This is a genomic window from Paraglaciecola sp. T6c (genome assembly GCF_000014225.1).
Classification (GTDB): domain Bacteria; phylum Pseudomonadota; class Gammaproteobacteria; order Enterobacterales; family Alteromonadaceae; genus Paraglaciecola; species Paraglaciecola atlantica_A.
Genome location: NC_008228.1, coordinates 3,489,672 through 3,504,535, shown reverse-complemented (window position 1 = coordinate 3,504,535; position 14,864 = coordinate 3,489,672). Strand labels below are relative to the sequence as shown.

Genomic DNA, 14,864 nt, shown 5'->3' with positions numbered 1-14,864 from the left:
TACGTCTTATACGGCTTGTAACCAAAAGGCCGAATGTGTAAAGTTCGGCACAGAATTTTTTAACTTTAACTAAAGGCGAGGGCAAAGAATATGCGTATTATTCTTCTTGGTGCTCCTGGTGCTGGTAAAGGCACTCAAGCTCAATATTTAATGGGTAAATATGGCATCCCGCAGATCTCTACGGGTGATATGCTACGAGCAGCAATAAAAGCTGGCACTGAGTTAGGTAACGCCGCAAAGCGCGTTATGGACGAAGGAAAACTGGTTTCTGATGAGCTCATCATTGGTTTGGTAAAAGAGCGCATTGCACAAGATGATTGCAAAGGCGGTTTCTTACTCGATGGGTTCCCGCGCACTATCCCTCAAGCTGATGCGATGAAAGAAGCGGGCATTAATGTCGATCACGTTATCGAATTTGATGTACCTGATGAAGTGATTGTCGAGCGTATGGCGGGTCGTCGCGTGCATCCTGCTTCGGGTCGTGTTTATCATCTACAATACAATCCGCCTCAAAACGACGGAAAGGATGATGAAACGGGCGAAGATTTAGTTATCCGTGCTGATGACCAAGAAGATACCGTTCGTCACCGCTTAGGTGTTTACCATGAACAGACTAAGCCACTGGTTGATTATTATCAGAGTGAAGCAAGCGCTAACAACTGCCAGTATCATAAAATTGATGGTACTAAAGCGGTTGATGTCGTCAGCGACCAGTTGTCATCTTTACTTGGCTAATGATGGCTATTTAATTGAATGATGAAAAACCCACTGAAAAGTGGGTTTTTTTATGTCTATAATCATTTTTATTTGTTTCGAAGAACCTAAACTAAAAACGCAAACACACTAAAACAGGAACTTATTTATTATGTTACACACGCCAATTACCGCATTTTACGCTGGACTACTGGGGATCACTTTCGTGTATCTTTCAATCTTAGTTGTTAGAGGTCGCCGAGCGGGGAAAATCAGCTTGGGAGACGGAGGAGACAGCCATTTCTTAGGCGTAATACGTGCCCATGGAAACTTTGCAGAGTATGTTCCGTTAATACTCGTATTGATGTTGGTCGCAGAAATTAACGCGTCTTATCCTATTGTGCTGCACATTGCTGGCCTCGCTTTACTCGTAGGCCGTATATTACACGCTTATGGCCTTAAACATCATTCAGGGGCTAGTTGGCAACGTGTTTCAGGCATGATATTAACCTTTGTAGCTTTGATTGGACTGTCAGTGCAGAACATCGCTTATCTCTATTAGCACATTCTTATAGGTACTCGTATGAGGACATTGTTCAATCGATACAAGGCATAAAAAAACGGCGCTCACTAAGCGCCGTTTTGATTCACAGGGAACACACATCAAATTTTATAAGTTAACTCGCGGGTTTGCTTTCACCCTCAATCAACTTCTCAGTATGACTACCAATTTGAATCGTGCGTGGTTTTTTCGCTTCGGGTACCACACGCTCTAAATTAACGTGGAGTAGGCCGTTTTCCATTTTGGCGTCGAGCACATTTACGTGATCGCCCAATTGGAATTTGCGTTCAAAGTTGCGCTCTGAAATACCCTTGTGAAGGAATTTTCGCTCTTCGTCTGTTGCTGCGGCTTTATTGCCGGTGACTTTCAAGGTGTTTTCTTGCACCTCAATCGAGACTTCATTTTCTGCGAAACCCGCAACCGCCATGGTGATGCGATATTTATCTTCGGCTATCAACTCAATGTTGTAGGGAGGGTAGCTAGATTGTTTTTCATTACGAGATGCAGTGTCAATCATTGATGCCAAGTGGTCAAAACCAATGAAAGAACGGTATAGTGGAGATAGATCGATATTACGCATTTTGCATATCCTCTTTATAAAGCAATATGAGATTAAAGTGTCCCGACTAGCGGCGACGTTATTTTATTAACGCGGTCCTCGCGTAACCCTTAGGGCTTTGCAGTTTCCTGCCAAATTCTTATCCTTTGAATTTGTATCGACCCTTTCGGCGTCGACAAATACTATGTAGGGATAGGCACAACATTTTTCAATTAAAAAATGTAAATTAAATTTCAATTCAAATTTAACCTTTTGATTTTATTGATTTTATTTTATTGTTGAATATAACAAAAAAGCCCGCTAATAAGCGGGCCATGATTTGTAAAAGTACAATTGAGGGTTATTGCTTAACACCCTCTAGGTTCAGCATCAGCTCAACATGAGTCGAGCTAGGCCCTAAATTTGTCATAATGCCATAATCTGCCATAGCGATGCGTGTGGTGCCTGAGAAGCCTACACGGTAACCGCCCCAAGGATCTTTTCCTTCTCCGATTTTCTCGGCCATGATGATCACAGGTTTAGTGATCCCATGCAGAGATAGGTCCCCGAATATCTTTAAGCGCTCTCCGCCTAAGCTTTCTACCTTGGTGCTCACAAACTTAGCGATTGGATATTTTTTGACGTACAGAAAATCTTCACCGCGCAAGTGTTTGTCACGCTCAGCATGATTTGAGTCAAGACTATCCGTATTGATATTCACAGAGATGGTAGAGGCTTCAGGTTTGGCCGGGTCGTAACTGAACTTACCATCGAAGGTATTGAAACGACCGGTTAGCCAAGAATACCCAAGATGCTGAATTTTAAAGTTAATTGAGGCATGAGCGCCTGCTGTGTCCACCACATAATCTGCGGCAAATGCGTTGCCAGTCAATAGGGCAAGTAAACTGAATGCTAAAAGTGACTTTCTCATTTTTATTCCTTATGTTTTTTAAAGGTAAGCATTCTTACCAGTGTATTGTCGTTATTAATAAAGTGGTGTTTCAACGCTGCTAGTCCATGCAAGCTTGCTAAAGCGATGAGCGTATAAGCGACATATTCATGAACCATGCCCGATAAGTCTTCTTGATTGGAAAATAATTTACCTAAAGAAGCTACCGAAAACCAGTTGAATACGTCAATCCCTCGGTTGTCGGCAGTGGAAATTAAATAGCCGCTCACAAATAAGGTTACTAACAGTATATAGAGCAGGGCGTGAGTGACTCTTGCGGCTAATATTTCCCATGGTTTGCCTAGTGGGTCCGGCTTAGTCTGGGTTACTTTCCATACGATTCGCACAACGGTAAGGCACATAAGCAGTATGCCGACACTTTTGTGATAGTGGGGTGCATCCGTATACCAAGGGCTGTAATAGCTTAATTCGACCATCCACCAGCCCGCTGCAAACATTCCAATAACCACAACGGCGCTGAGCCAATGAAAAGCGATACTTAACCAACCATAATGCTGAGACGAATTTTTAAGCATTTCAAATACCTAATAAAGAATAGAGATACTATACCCTTCGTATTATTGAATTAGTATGACAATCTTGTAACGCTAAGTATCGATAAATTAGAACGGTTATATCAGACTAGACACCCATTACACTCGAGGGGAAAGAGCGTAGCGCGATGCAGTCTCTATGGTGGCAGGTATTAAAAGTGCACAGAAGACTGCGACGTGAGCAATAAACCAAGTGCTAAAAGTTGAAAAGAGAGAAAAAAGATAGAAAGAAGAGAGAAAAAAGATAAAAAGGGAATTACATAACGGTCGGTAGTATTGATGAACCGACCGTTCAGTTTATAGTAAAATAACTATTTCGCGTGGCGAGTTTTTAGTACTTCGATGACGTCGCTTAATGACAAATCACTTGCTTGCAACAGTACCAGTAGATGGTATAGCAAATCAGCCGATTCATTTTTAAGCTCGTCCAAATCTTTTACCGTGGCCGCTAATGCAGTTTCAACCCCTTCTTCACCCACTTTCTGGGCAATTCGTTTTATCCCTTTGCTGTAAAGGTGGGCGGTATAGCTAGAATCAGGAGATGCGCCCTTGCGTGATGCAATAACCTGCTCCAACTCTGCGATAAAACTGACGTCTGGTGCAGCGGCATCAGCCCAGCAGGTTTCGTTACCTAAGTGACACGTTGGGCCATTGGGGTGAGCGAGAGCCAGTATTGAATCTTGATCGCAATCAGCGCTGAGCTGAACGAGATTTAGTGTGTGGCCAGAGGTTTCCCCTTTGGTCCAAAGGCGCAGCTTTGAGCGGCTGAAAAAGGTAACGTGGCCCGTTTCAAGGGTGTGATGAATGGCATCACTGTTCATATACCCCTGCATTAAAACTTTGCCTGTAGACGCATCTTGCACGATGCATGGAAGAAGGTTGTCCATTTTCTGCCAAGCCAATTGCTCAACGTTTTGCTTATTGATGATCATGTTTATCTCGTATTCGTATCAATTTAATGTTGTATAACTCGCTCGCGGGCTTTGCTAACGCTTAATCGCGAATAGCCACCTGCTGTTCGCGCAAATAGGCCTTTAACTCAGGTATTGGAATGATGCCTTTATGAAAGACTGACGCCGCTAATGCGCCGTCTACATCAGCCTGCTCAAACACATCTTTAAAGTGGACTTTTTCACCGGCACCACCTGAAGCGATCAACGGAACCGCGCAGTTTTCACGAATGGCGGTCAGTTGCGTAATATCATAACCTTGGCGCACACCGTCTTGATTCATGCAATTAAGTACAATTTCACCTGCACCGTGTTGCTGCACTTCTTTGACCCAATCAGCGGTTTGCCAACGAGTAATTTGCGTACGGCTTTCGTCCCCTGTGTACTGGTGTACTTGGTACTTTCCTGTTTCTTCATTGAAGTAGCTATCAATACCGACCACCACGCACTGTTGCCCAAACGTATCGTGTAGCTCACGAATAAGGCTAGGGTTAGCAAGAGCAGGGGAGTTAATGGATATTTTATCTGCACCCATTTCAAGAATGCGTCCAGCGTCTTCAACAGACTTGATACCACCGGCAACGCAAAAAGGAATATCGATGACTTGCGCGATGCGAGTTACCCAGCTTTTGTCCACCACGCGTTGATCACTAGAAGCGGTAATATCGTAAAACACCAATTCATCAGCGCCTTGTTGGGCGTATAGCTCCGCCAGAGGAACGATTTCGCCAATGGTTTCATGATTACGAAACTTAACGCCTTTTACCACAAGACCATCACGAACATCTAAACAGGGAATAATGCGCCTAGCGAGCATAGAAAACCTTTTTTAATCAAAATATTTATACGAACAACAGACGCCTACTTTATGCAAGCAGGCGTTCTAATAGGGATTACTTAACGCGCTTCAGCCAACCATGAACATCTGGGGCTTTACCCCATTGAATATCATTTAATGCTTGGCGTAATTTCGCAGTTGTTGGGCCTGCTTCACCGCTACCGACTGTGTATTCTTTATCGTTATGAATAAAGGTGCCCACCGGCGTGAGTACAGCAGCTGTGCCCGAAAGTGCAGCTTCAACGCCAGGCTTAGCCGAGCGCTCAAGAAGCTCACTGACGGTGATGTCGCGCTCACTGATGGTCATGCCTAAGTCAGCCGCAAGGGTCAAAATAGTGCTGCGAGTCACACCATGTAAAAAAGTCGAGTCCAGACCTTTAGTGATGATCTCATTGCCATCAATCAGCAAGAAATTGGCCGCGCCAGTTTCCTGTACGTCGCCATTGGGGCAGAACAAGATTTGATCGGCGTTGTGCTCAACACGCGCTTTAGAAATCGGGCCTAGGGCGCTGGCATAGTTGCCACCGCTTTTAATCATGCCCATGTGCGGCGCACAGCGCATACCGGTTTCATCCAGTAGCAGGCGCAACGCTTTAGCGCCGCCAGTGAAATAATCACCTACTGGTGACAGTAATACGTATAACATCGAGGTCAGTGATGGCACTGCCGCTTTACCGATAGCAGGCTCGGTACCGAAATGTGTTGGGCGAATATACATCGAGCCTGGCGGCAACGGCACATCATCAGCATATTTGGCCACAATATCCATGATCATTTGCGCGACTTGCGCTTCATCAACTTCAGGTAGCGACAAAAAGCGAGCACTTTGAGCAAAACGCTTTATGTTCTGATCCATACGAAAGACATGCACACTGCCATCTTCGTGTTTAAATGCTTTCAAACCTTCAAAACACGTACTTGAGTAGTGCAAAACATGGGCTGCAGGGTGCAGGCTAATACTGTCTGAAGAAACTATTTGCGCTTTATTCCACTGATCATTTTCAAATGTAGTCAATGCCATTTCAGGCATAAAAACGGTACCAAATGCTGCCATTACTTTTTCCTAAATACAGGGGATCAGGGGTGACTCTGGTGTGTCCTTGCCATGATCGTTTACGGTTGAAGTTATCCAATTATTTAGTAAGCACGGCCCCAGTGCAATCACTTCGTCCCATACAATTGTTAAGGACTTTGTCTAGCTTGATTGTACCGGCGCTCTCACCGCGTAAAAAGGGGATAAATTAACTTTGCCAACACTCTATCGCTTGCTCGACGGTGAATTTTCCTTCAAGCAAGGCACGGCCAAGAATAACCCCGCTAACATGGGTTGGTTTAAGGACGGCGATATCATCCAAATTGCCAATGCCGCCCGATGCTTGCCATTCAATGGTCGGGAATTTCGCAGCCATTTCGCTATACAATTGATGATTTGCACCTTGTAATGTGCCATCACGACTGATGTCAGTACATAGCACGTGCTTGGCCCCCACAGACAAAAAGTCTTCTAACAGCGCTTCTAATGACACGCCGGAGTTTTCTTGCCAGCCATGGGTAGCAATAAATTTATTACCTTGCTCGTCAATGTTGATATCAAGGGCGAGTACGATAGCTTCACTGCCATACTTAGTGACCCAACCTTTAACCAGCTCAGGCTCTTTCACCGCAAGTGAACCAATGACGACACGTTTAACGCCTAGCGCTAACAGTTGCGCGACGTCTTGTTCGCTACGAATACCGCCGCCTGCTTGAAATTGCATGCGGCCAGTGGCCACCATGTCGCCAATCAGTTTTAGTTGGCGTTTGTTGGTGTCTTTCGCGCCAGTTAAATCCACTATGTGTAACCACTTAGCGCCTTGATCGGCATAGTTATTGACTACGTCAATGGGGTCCAGTTCGTATTTGGTTTTTTGCTCATAGTCGCCTTGATACAAACGAACCACAGAGCCTTCAATCAAATCTATTGCGGGTATAATCATAATTTGGTTTATAACTCGATAAAGTTTTTAAGAAGGGCGGCGCCCGCATCACTAGAACGTTCAGGGTGAAATTGCACCCCGAAAAAATTGTCTTTGTGCAGCGCAGCTGAAAACGGCATGCCATAGTCGGTTTGCGCGAGGGTATATTCACTCACAGCAACGGCAAAGCTATGTACAAAGTAAAAGTAACTGCCAGCATCGATGCCTTTGAATAAGGTGTTTTGCTCAACAGGGTTCACGGTGTTCCAGCCCATATGCGGTAAACGTAAATCACCCACCTGCATGCGTTTTACCTCACCGGGGATCATACCTAAACATGGGGTGCTATCCACTAGGCTTTCTTCAGAGCGTTCAACCATGAGTTGCATGCCTAGGCAAATGCCTAATACCGGTTGCGTTAGGCCCTGAATACAGGATTTTAGTTGTTTAACCTCAATGCTGGCCATAGCGGCGTTGGCACTGCCTACGCCGGGCAAAAACACTTTATCGGCTTTTTGAATGACCTGAACATCATCAGACACATCCACTTTTACCCCTAAGCGTTCAACGGCAAATTTTACCGATGAAATATTTGCGCAACCGGTGTTCACAATAACAATGTTCTGTTTGCTGTTAACTAAAGGTGCTGACGTACTCACTATAACGTTCCTTTACTGCTGGGTAGTGCTTCACCGTTTTTTTGAATCGCTTGGCGTAGTGCACGGCCAAACACTTTAAATAAGCTCTCGACTTGGTGATGAGCATTGCCTTCAGAGGTCGACAAATGCAGCGACAAGCCCATGGCTTGTGCAATTGAATAGAAGAAATGCGGCACCATTTCGGTCGCCATTTCGCCCACTGTGTCTCGGCTAAACTCGGCTTCAAATTTGAGGTGAGGGCGGTTTGATATGTCTAAAATACACTCGGCGCGACACTCATCCATCGGCAATGCAAAGCCAAAGCGACCGATACCACGCTTATCACCTAAGGCTTTTTTCAATGCTTCACCAAGGGCTAGGGCGGTGTCTTCAACACTGTGGTGATCATCAATGTGCAAATCGCCGTCCACCCGTAGGTTAAGCTCAAAGCCACCGTGAGTGGCGATTTGATCAAGCATATGATCGAAAAAGCCAATGCCAGTTTCTATTGTCGATTTGGCCTGTGAGTCTAAATCGACCTTAACATGAATGTCTGTTTCTGAGGTTTTACGCACCACTTCAGCAATGCGGCTTGATGCCAATAATTGCTTGGCAATCGCAGGCCAGTCTTTTGCGTCACGATCGTAGCGAATACCAACAATGCCCATGTTCTGGGCTAATTGGATGTCGGTCTCACGATCCCCAATGACAAACGAGCGCGTGAAATCAATTTTGCCTTGTTGAAGATAGTCTTTAACCAAACCTAAATTTGGTTTGCGGCAAGTACAGTTATCTTCAGGAAAATGCGGGCATATCAATACGTCATCAAAGACAATCCCTTGGCTGGCGAAAATATCCATCATTTTATTGTGCGGCAAGTCGAAATCGACTTGAGGGAAGCTATCCGTGCCTAAACCATCTTGGTTTGACACCATGACTAAGCGAAATCCTGCATTTTGCAATTGGGTTAATACCGGCATCACCATAGGTTCAAAAACCAGTTTTGCTAAGGTGTCCAACTGCTTATCGATAGGTGGCTCTTCAACCAAGGTACCGTCACGGTCGATGAATAAAATGGCTTGCTGACTTAGGCTCACGTTAGGCCTCCTGCGTAGAAGTTTGAAGGGTGAAAAAACGACTGATCTCGCTCAGCAATTGTTTATTCTGTTCTGGGCTGCCCACGGTGATGCGCAAGCAATTATCCAGGTTAATTTGTTTCGATTGGTCACGTATTAAGATTCCGCTGGCAACCAAGTGACTCATTAATGCAGACTTTTGGGGTGTGCGAAAAAGAATAAAGTTGGCTTTATCGTCACCGACCAGCTCAACGTCTGCAATTTCAGCCAGCGCGCTTTTAAGCAGGGCTTTTTCTTGATTGATCACGGCAACTTGTTGTTCAAGTGTCACCAGCCCCTCGCTACTAAGCGCTTGAGCGGCAATTTGCGCCACAGGCTCTGGAATCGGGTAGGGCGCAATGACCTTCATTAATGCTTGTATAACAGGCGCTTGGGCTAACGTGAAACCGCAACGCAAACCGGCTAAAGCGAAGGCTTTGGACAGAGTGCGTAAAATAGCAATGTTCGGGTAATGAGTGAGCTCAGCTGCCCAACTGTTGTCTTTATCAAACTCGATATAGGCTTCATCAATGACCACGATGGCGCTGTCGGCAAAGTGTTCAACCACCTCTAATAGCTGGTTCTTGTCAACACTGGTGCCGGTGGGGTTATTTGGCGAGCAAATAAATACCAGATTCACTTTGCCTTTAAAGGCCTTGATGGCATCAACGTTTAATGAAAAGTCATCATTTAACCCAGCGCGTTCAATACCCACATCACAGGTTTCTGCACTGATGGCATACATGCCGTAGGTCGGCGGGCAAATAAGCACGCTGTCTTTGCCTGGTGTACAAAAAGCGCGAATGAGTAATTCAATGCCTTCGTCCGCACCTCGGCTAACCAGTAACTGCTCGGGCTGAACACCGGCGTAGGCGGCGTAGGCATCAATAACCGCTGGGGGCTGGCAATCAGGGTAGCGATTAAAACGCTCGGCATCGATAGTAAAATCATTGGCGAACGGCGATTCGTTCGCGTTTAGCCAGACTTGCTGTTTGTTACCTGCACCTGAGAACAAGCGCCGCGCTGACTCATATGGTTTTAATCCTTTAATGTTGTCGTTTAACAGCAAGTCGATAAGATTATTCACGGGCTCAGCCATTATCTTGCTCCTGTTGATTTGCCAGGGTCTCTAAACGTAAGGCAACAGCTTGCTTGTGGGCATCTAAGCCTTCAGCTTGGGCTAAATCCATGATGGCACTGCCAATGTTTTGCAGGCCACTGGCGCTTAGCTCTTGTACCGTGTAACGGCGAATAAAGTCAGCTAAGCCTAAGCTTGAATAATTACGTGCATAGCCATAGGTGGGTAGCACGTGATTGGTGCCACTGGCGTAATCACCAGCTGATTCCGGCGACCATTGGCCAACGAAAATCGAGCCTGCATTTTTTAGCTTAGGCAAACAGGCGCGCGCGTTTTCAACTTGCACAATCAAATGCTCAGGTGCGTATTGGTTGCTAACATCAATGGCGCTGTCCAATGTATCAGTGAAAATATAGCGGCTGTGAGCCATGGCTTTGCGGGCAATGTCTTGGCGGCTAAGGGTGGCGAGTTGACGTTCAACTTCTCGCTGTGTGGCGCTGATCACGTCTTTTGAGTCACTGACCAAAATCGCCTGCGAGTCAGCGCCGTGTTCCGCTTGAGACAGTAAATCAGACGCGACGAACACAGGATTCGCCTTGCCATCGGCAATCACCAACACTTCTGATGGGCCTGCTGGCATATCAATCGCAGGGCCTGCAGGGATACGACTGACTTGCTGCTTGGCTTCGGTCACAAAACTGTTGCCTGGGCCAAAGATTTTGTCCACTTTGGTAATGGTCTTAGTGCCTAAAGCAAGGGCGGCAATCGCTTGCGCTCCGCCCACTAAATACACTTCATTGATATCACATAAGCTGGCGGCGTAACGTATTTCAGCTGGCACCTCACCTTGCTTATTAGGCGGCGTACACAAGACCTTGCGTGGGCAGCCAGCGACTTGTGCGGTCGCACCTAACATCAGCACAGTAGAGATAAGCGGCGCACTGCCGCCAGGAATATACAAACCAACAGAATCTAGCGGGGCATGTTTTAATTCACACACCACACCCGGCGCCGTTTCCACTTTTACATCACTTGGCTTTTGAGCACTGTGAAAGGCATGAATATTGGCATATGCCGTATCAATGGCGGTTTTAACGTCATGGCTAATGTCATGCTTGGCGCGAGTCAGTTCACCCGTTGGCAAACTTAGCTCGCCCAGTTCAACGCCATCAAAGCGACGGGTTAATTCACGTAGTGCGTTATCGCCGTTGTCGGCAACCTGCTGAATAATGTCAGCCACTGCACTGCTGAGCGCCTTGTTGTCCGCCATTGCTGGGCGGCTTAACAATGCCTGTTGTTGGCCTTCGTTTAGGCCCGACCATGTTTGCATTTTCGTTCGTCTCACTGACCAATAAAAGGTATTCGTACTGCTCGCTAACTTGCGCAATTACACAATGGGTAACGGAACCACTAGCCCATCATTTTTTCGATTGGCATCACCAATATAGAGCTACAGCCTAGGGCTTTAAGCTTTTCCATGGTTTCCCAGAAAAGGGTTTCCGAGCTCACCACATGTACAGCCACGGTGTCTTCACTGCCTGCTAATGGCAACACTGTGGGGCTACCAGAGCCTGGCAACAAGCTTTTCACTTGCTCTAAGTAGGTTTTAGGTGCGTGCAACATGATGTATTTGCTTTCTTTGGCCTGCATAACGCCATCGATACGCGGCAAGAAGCGGCTCACAAGTTGTGCTTTGGCTTCTGGTAATTCACCACCACGTTGTATAAGTACCGCTTTGGATTGGAAGATTTCTTCCTCTTCTTGCAATCCGTTTGCTTCAAGGGTTGCGCCGGTTGATACCAAGTCACAGATTGCATCGGCTACGCCTGCTCGCGGAGCCACTTCAACTGAGCCTGTCAACATAACTGCAGACGCATTCACGTTATTTTCTTTAAAGAAACGCTCAAGTAGGAAAGGGTAAGTGGTCGCGACTTTTTTCCCTTCAAGAGATTGAACACCTTGGTAGTTAAACTCGTTTGGTACCGCAATAGATAAGCGGCATCCACCGTAATCTAGGCGGCGCAGAGTTTTGAATTCGAATTTTTTACCTGATGCCTGACGCTCAAGCATTTTTTCTTCTAGCTCGTTTTCACCGATAAAGCCCAAATCAACTACGCCGTCCATGACTAGACCAGGGATGTCGTCATCACGCACACGTAGCAAATCGATAGGTAAGTTGGTCGCGTGAGCAATTAGCAAGCGGTCACGAATTTGCAGTTTAACGCCAATGGCTTTTAATAGCGCAATGCTGTCGTCGCTTAAGCGACCTGATTTTTGAATTGCGATACGTAATCTGTTGCTGTCACTCATAAGTTGCTTGTCCTATTATCATTTGCGTTAATTCATCTTATCGATGCTCACGAATTATATATTTTTCAATGCCTTAAATGAAAAACCCCCGGAAGTTTCCTTCCGAGGGCTAGTTAATCGTTACGCCGCAGGAAGGAATCAATAGACCTTCCAGCACCAACCTGAAAGGTTATGCTATATGATGGTGATGTTTTGCTGGCGTAATTGAGATAAACATTGTAATTCTTGGGCCGTGTTTCGACTGAGGGCGCAAACATTAGCTAATTGGCTTGCTTAATGCAATAGTAAATTTCTAACTTTTTACATCAATGTATTGTAAGAGCGTTGTAAGACTGTTGCAAAGGGGATTGCAACAGGTTTTGTCACGTAAAACAGGTATAAGTTACTGCTAAAAAGCATAATTTAAATAACTGGGTTTAACATCTGTGTGGTTATTTATTGACCTAGTCGATGTACATACAAATCCGGCGGGAACCAAGCGCCACCGTTAGGCTCTAAATGTTATGCTTGGTGCGGTTGATGATTGACGCAATTAATGAGCTGCTCGGTTAGTAACCAGTAAAGACAGGTACAGTGATAACAATCGCTGCTTTTATTAGCTTTTGATAGCTACGCTAAAACGGAGAGAACCATGTTGAACGACTTGCTGTTTTCTATTCTGCCTCGTGAGGGGAAGTCACCCATTGCCCGTGACGAACTCAAGGTCAAAAAGATTGATAAAAAGGGTGCTATCAAACAGATAGATGAAGAGGATGAAGCTTACCGGCCTGACAAAGACGACCCTAGGGAAAAGAAACGCCAGCGACGCAATGCTACGCGTGACGCCCAAGATCAGCATGACGAACAACATCAGCGTGACGCACAGCTCCAGCACGTCGCCAAAAGCGAGGTGAAATCGCCTGAGCAGGCGCCTAAGGGGCAAGCTGCAAAAAACACAGAGTCTGATGATCCTAAATTTATTGATATAGAGGTATAACAAATGGTCACGGCAACATGTTGGCAGTGCGGCGTGCATCTGAGCAATATTATTACCCCTGTGTCTCGTCGCGAAGAGTGCAGCCAGTGTCATAGTGATATTCATGCTTGTACAATGTGTCAGCATTATGATGTCCACAATCGTACAGGCTGTAATGAAGAGCGTGCCGAGTTTATCGTGGATAAAGAGCGGGCCAACTTCTGTGAATATTATGCGTTGTCTAGCCGCGCTTTTGACGATACAAAACTCATCAAACAACGCCAGGCAAAAGCACAACTTGCAGCGCTGTTTGATGATGAAGAGTGTGACAGTGAGCACCGCGACTATCATGAACAAAAGCGTGATGATGCGGTCAATGTTGCGCAAAACCACACGCAAGCGCCCTTACAATCCCCTCAGAGCGAAACACCCGCCCAAGCAGCAGAGCGCAAATTGCGAGAACTGCTGAATCAATAGAAACGCTAGTCTTGTAGGCATAATTTCGCCTTTTTAAAGGGATTATCCAATTCATTTTCTTCGAATTTTGACCTTTCGTTTACATTTTGTTTACCGCTCAATATTTTAAATATTCACGTAAATTCAATGTCTTAGTTGCTTGTCGCCACTAGCGCGAGTTAATTAGTACACAACTATTTGACAAATCATAAGCAGTGCCTTAACTTATGTCTTATATAAGACATAATATTAGACTTAATTAGCGTCTATTTATTACCCGTAGCTTTTCACCTTAGGAATGAATGTATGTCACTCAGTCAGAGCAAAATGCCCAAAGTCGGATTCGGCCTTTGGAAAATCCCCCAAGATATCTGTGCCGATGCCGTTTATGAGGCCATTAAAGCAGGTTATCGCCATTTAGACAGCGCCTGTGATTACGGCAATGAAGTACAGGTAGGCGAGGGGATTAAGCGCGCCATTGATGAAGGCATCTGTACCCGTGAAGACTTATGGATCACGTCAAAATTATGGAATACGTATCATGCAAAAGAGCATGTGCAACAAGCAATCGAACGTTCTTTGTCAGACTTGCAATTAGACTATTTAGACTTGTATCTGATTCATTTTCCGATTGCTCAGCCGTTTGTCGCCTTTGATGATCGCTACCCACCTGAGTGGATCACAGACCCTAGTGCCGCTAATCCTAAGATGGAATTGGCGCCAGTACCTTTATTTGAAACATGGCACGCCATGGAGTCATTGGTTGAGAAGGGCTTAACCAAGGAAATCGGTGTATGTAACTACAACACAGGTTTGCTCAATGATTTGATGGCTTACGCTAAAATCAAGCCCGCTATGTTGCAAGTTGAATCGCACCCATATTTGACGCAAAAACGTCTGATGAAATTGGCGAAGCAATACGACATCCAAGTGACTGCGTTCTCACCTCTTGGTGCTTTGTCATACCTTGAGCTTGATATGGCAGGGGCTGCTGAGTCTGTTCTAGAGCAAAGTGTGGTCAAAGCAGCAGCACAACGTTTAGGCAAAACCGCAGCGCAGGTAGTGCTTCGTTGGGGCGTGCAGCGTGGCAATGCGATCATTCCAAAAACCTCTAAACCTGAGCGTTTAGTGGAAAACTTAGCCATTTTTGACTTCGAGCTGTCGCAGCAAGAAATGGACGATATTAGCGCACTTAACAGTAATCGTCGTTTTAACGATCCCGGCCATTTCTGTGAAGAAGCATTCAATACTTTTTATCCAATCTACGATTAGG

The 14,864-nt window shown here is 45.6% G+C and carries 17 protein-coding genes and 1 other annotated feature; of the genes, 5 read left to right on the top strand and 12 right to left on the bottom strand.

The annotated features are described in order from the left end of the window. The first annotated feature begins 90 nt into the window (after positions 1 to 90). On the top strand, positions 91 to 735 hold the full coding sequence (gene adk, locus PATL_RS14775; RefSeq protein ID WP_011575658.1) for an adenylate kinase: 645 nt from the start codon (positions 91 to 93) through the stop codon (positions 733 to 735). A 130-nt stretch (positions 736 to 865) separates the two neighbouring features. Then, on the top strand, positions 866 to 1,255 hold the full coding sequence (locus PATL_RS14770) for an MAPEG family protein (protein WP_011575657.1): 390 nt from the start codon (positions 866 to 868) through the stop codon (positions 1,253 to 1,255). A 115-nt stretch (positions 1,256 to 1,370) separates the two neighbouring features. Here PATL_RS14770 and PATL_RS14765 read toward each other — a convergent pair whose 3' ends face one another. The 12 genes from PATL_RS14765 to hisG form a co-directional block, all read right to left on the bottom strand. Continuing rightward, entirely contained in the window at positions 1,371 to 1,835 is a 465-nt protein-coding gene (locus PATL_RS14765) for an Hsp20 family protein (RefSeq protein ID WP_011575656.1), read from the bottom strand. 319 nt (positions 1,836 to 2,154) lie between these two features. After that, positions 2,155 to 2,724, bottom strand: coding sequence for a YceI family protein (locus tag PATL_RS14760; protein WP_011575655.1), 570 nt, complete (start codon positions 2,722 to 2,724; stop codon positions 2,155 to 2,157). A gap of 2 nt (positions 2,725 to 2,726) precedes the next feature. Continuing rightward, complete coding sequence (locus PATL_RS14755) at positions 2,727 to 3,278, bottom strand: cytochrome b (protein ID WP_011575654.1); 552 nt, start codon at positions 3,276 to 3,278, stop codon at positions 2,727 to 2,729. 329 nt (positions 3,279 to 3,607) lie between these two features. Then, a complete protein-coding gene (gene hisIE, locus PATL_RS14750; RefSeq protein WP_011575653.1) occupies positions 3,608 to 4,228 on the bottom strand; it encodes a bifunctional phosphoribosyl-AMP cyclohydrolase/phosphoribosyl-ATP diphosphatase HisIE in 621 nt (206 codons plus the stop codon). Between the two features lie 61 nt (positions 4,229 to 4,289). Continuing rightward, positions 4,290 to 5,063 carry an imidazole glycerol phosphate synthase subunit HisF gene (gene hisF / locus PATL_RS14745; protein ID WP_011575652.1) on the bottom strand — a complete coding sequence of 258 codons (774 nt, stop codon included), beginning with the start codon at positions 5,061 to 5,063 and terminating at the stop codon, positions 4,290 to 4,292. Positions 5,064 to 5,139: 76 nt separating this feature from the next. After that, a complete protein-coding gene (locus tag PATL_RS14740) occupies positions 5,140 to 6,138 on the bottom strand; it encodes a branched-chain amino acid aminotransferase (protein WP_011575651.1) in 999 nt (332 codons plus the stop codon). Positions 6,139 to 6,325: 187 nt separating this feature from the next. After that, positions 6,326 to 7,060, bottom strand: coding sequence for a 1-(5-phosphoribosyl)-5-[(5-phosphoribosylamino)methylideneamino]imidazole-4-carboxamide isomerase (gene hisA / locus PATL_RS14735; RefSeq protein ID WP_011575650.1), 735 nt, complete (start codon positions 7,058 to 7,060; stop codon positions 6,326 to 6,328). Between the two features lie 8 nt (positions 7,061 to 7,068). Further along, on the bottom strand, positions 7,069 to 7,698 hold the full coding sequence (gene hisH, locus PATL_RS14730; protein ID WP_011575649.1) for an imidazole glycerol phosphate synthase subunit HisH: 630 nt from the start codon (positions 7,696 to 7,698) through the stop codon (positions 7,069 to 7,071). Continuing rightward, positions 7,698 to 8,774, bottom strand: coding sequence for a bifunctional histidinol-phosphatase/imidazoleglycerol-phosphate dehydratase HisB (gene hisB / locus PATL_RS14725; RefSeq protein ID WP_011575648.1), 1,077 nt, complete (start codon positions 8,772 to 8,774; stop codon positions 7,698 to 7,700). The genes hisH and hisB overlap by 1 nt, the downstream gene beginning before the upstream one ends. Before the next feature lies 1 nt (position 8,775). Further along, entirely contained in the window at positions 8,776 to 9,891 is a 1,116-nt protein-coding gene (hisC, locus tag PATL_RS14720) for a histidinol-phosphate transaminase (protein WP_011575647.1), read from the bottom strand. Next, complete coding sequence (hisD, locus tag PATL_RS14715) at positions 9,884 to 11,200, bottom strand: histidinol dehydrogenase (protein WP_011575646.1); 1,317 nt, start codon at positions 11,198 to 11,200, stop codon at positions 9,884 to 9,886. The genes hisC and hisD overlap by 8 nt, the downstream gene beginning before the upstream one ends. 80 nt (positions 11,201 to 11,280) lie before the next feature. After that, positions 11,281 to 12,180 (bottom strand): ATP phosphoribosyltransferase, encoded by a 900-nt coding sequence (gene hisG / locus PATL_RS14710; RefSeq protein WP_011575645.1) that lies wholly within the window; start codon positions 12,178 to 12,180, stop codon positions 11,281 to 11,283. Between the two features lie 80 nt (positions 12,181 to 12,260). After that, positions 12,261 to 12,374, bottom strand: a sequence feature (His leader region). A gap of 437 nt (positions 12,375 to 12,811) precedes the next feature. Here hisG and PATL_RS14705 point away from each other — a divergent pair. The 3 genes from PATL_RS14705 to PATL_RS14695 all read left to right on the top strand — a co-directional run bounded on the left by PATL_RS14705 (position 12,812) and on the right by PATL_RS14695 (position 14,863). Then, positions 12,812 to 13,156 carry a hypothetical protein gene (locus tag PATL_RS14705; RefSeq protein WP_011575644.1) on the top strand — a complete coding sequence of 115 codons (345 nt, stop codon included), beginning with the start codon at positions 12,812 to 12,814 and terminating at the stop codon, positions 13,154 to 13,156. Between the two features lie 3 nt (positions 13,157 to 13,159). After that, positions 13,160 to 13,612 (top strand): hypothetical protein, encoded by a 453-nt coding sequence (locus PATL_RS14700; protein ID WP_011575643.1) that lies wholly within the window; start codon positions 13,160 to 13,162, stop codon positions 13,610 to 13,612. 285 nt (positions 13,613 to 13,897) lie between these two features. Next, the gene (locus PATL_RS14695) at positions 13,898 to 14,863 is read left to right on the top strand and encodes an aldo/keto reductase (RefSeq protein WP_011575642.1); all 966 of its coding nucleotides are present in this window, start codon (positions 13,898 to 13,900) and stop codon (positions 14,861 to 14,863) included. Position 14,864 lies beyond the last annotated feature (1 nt).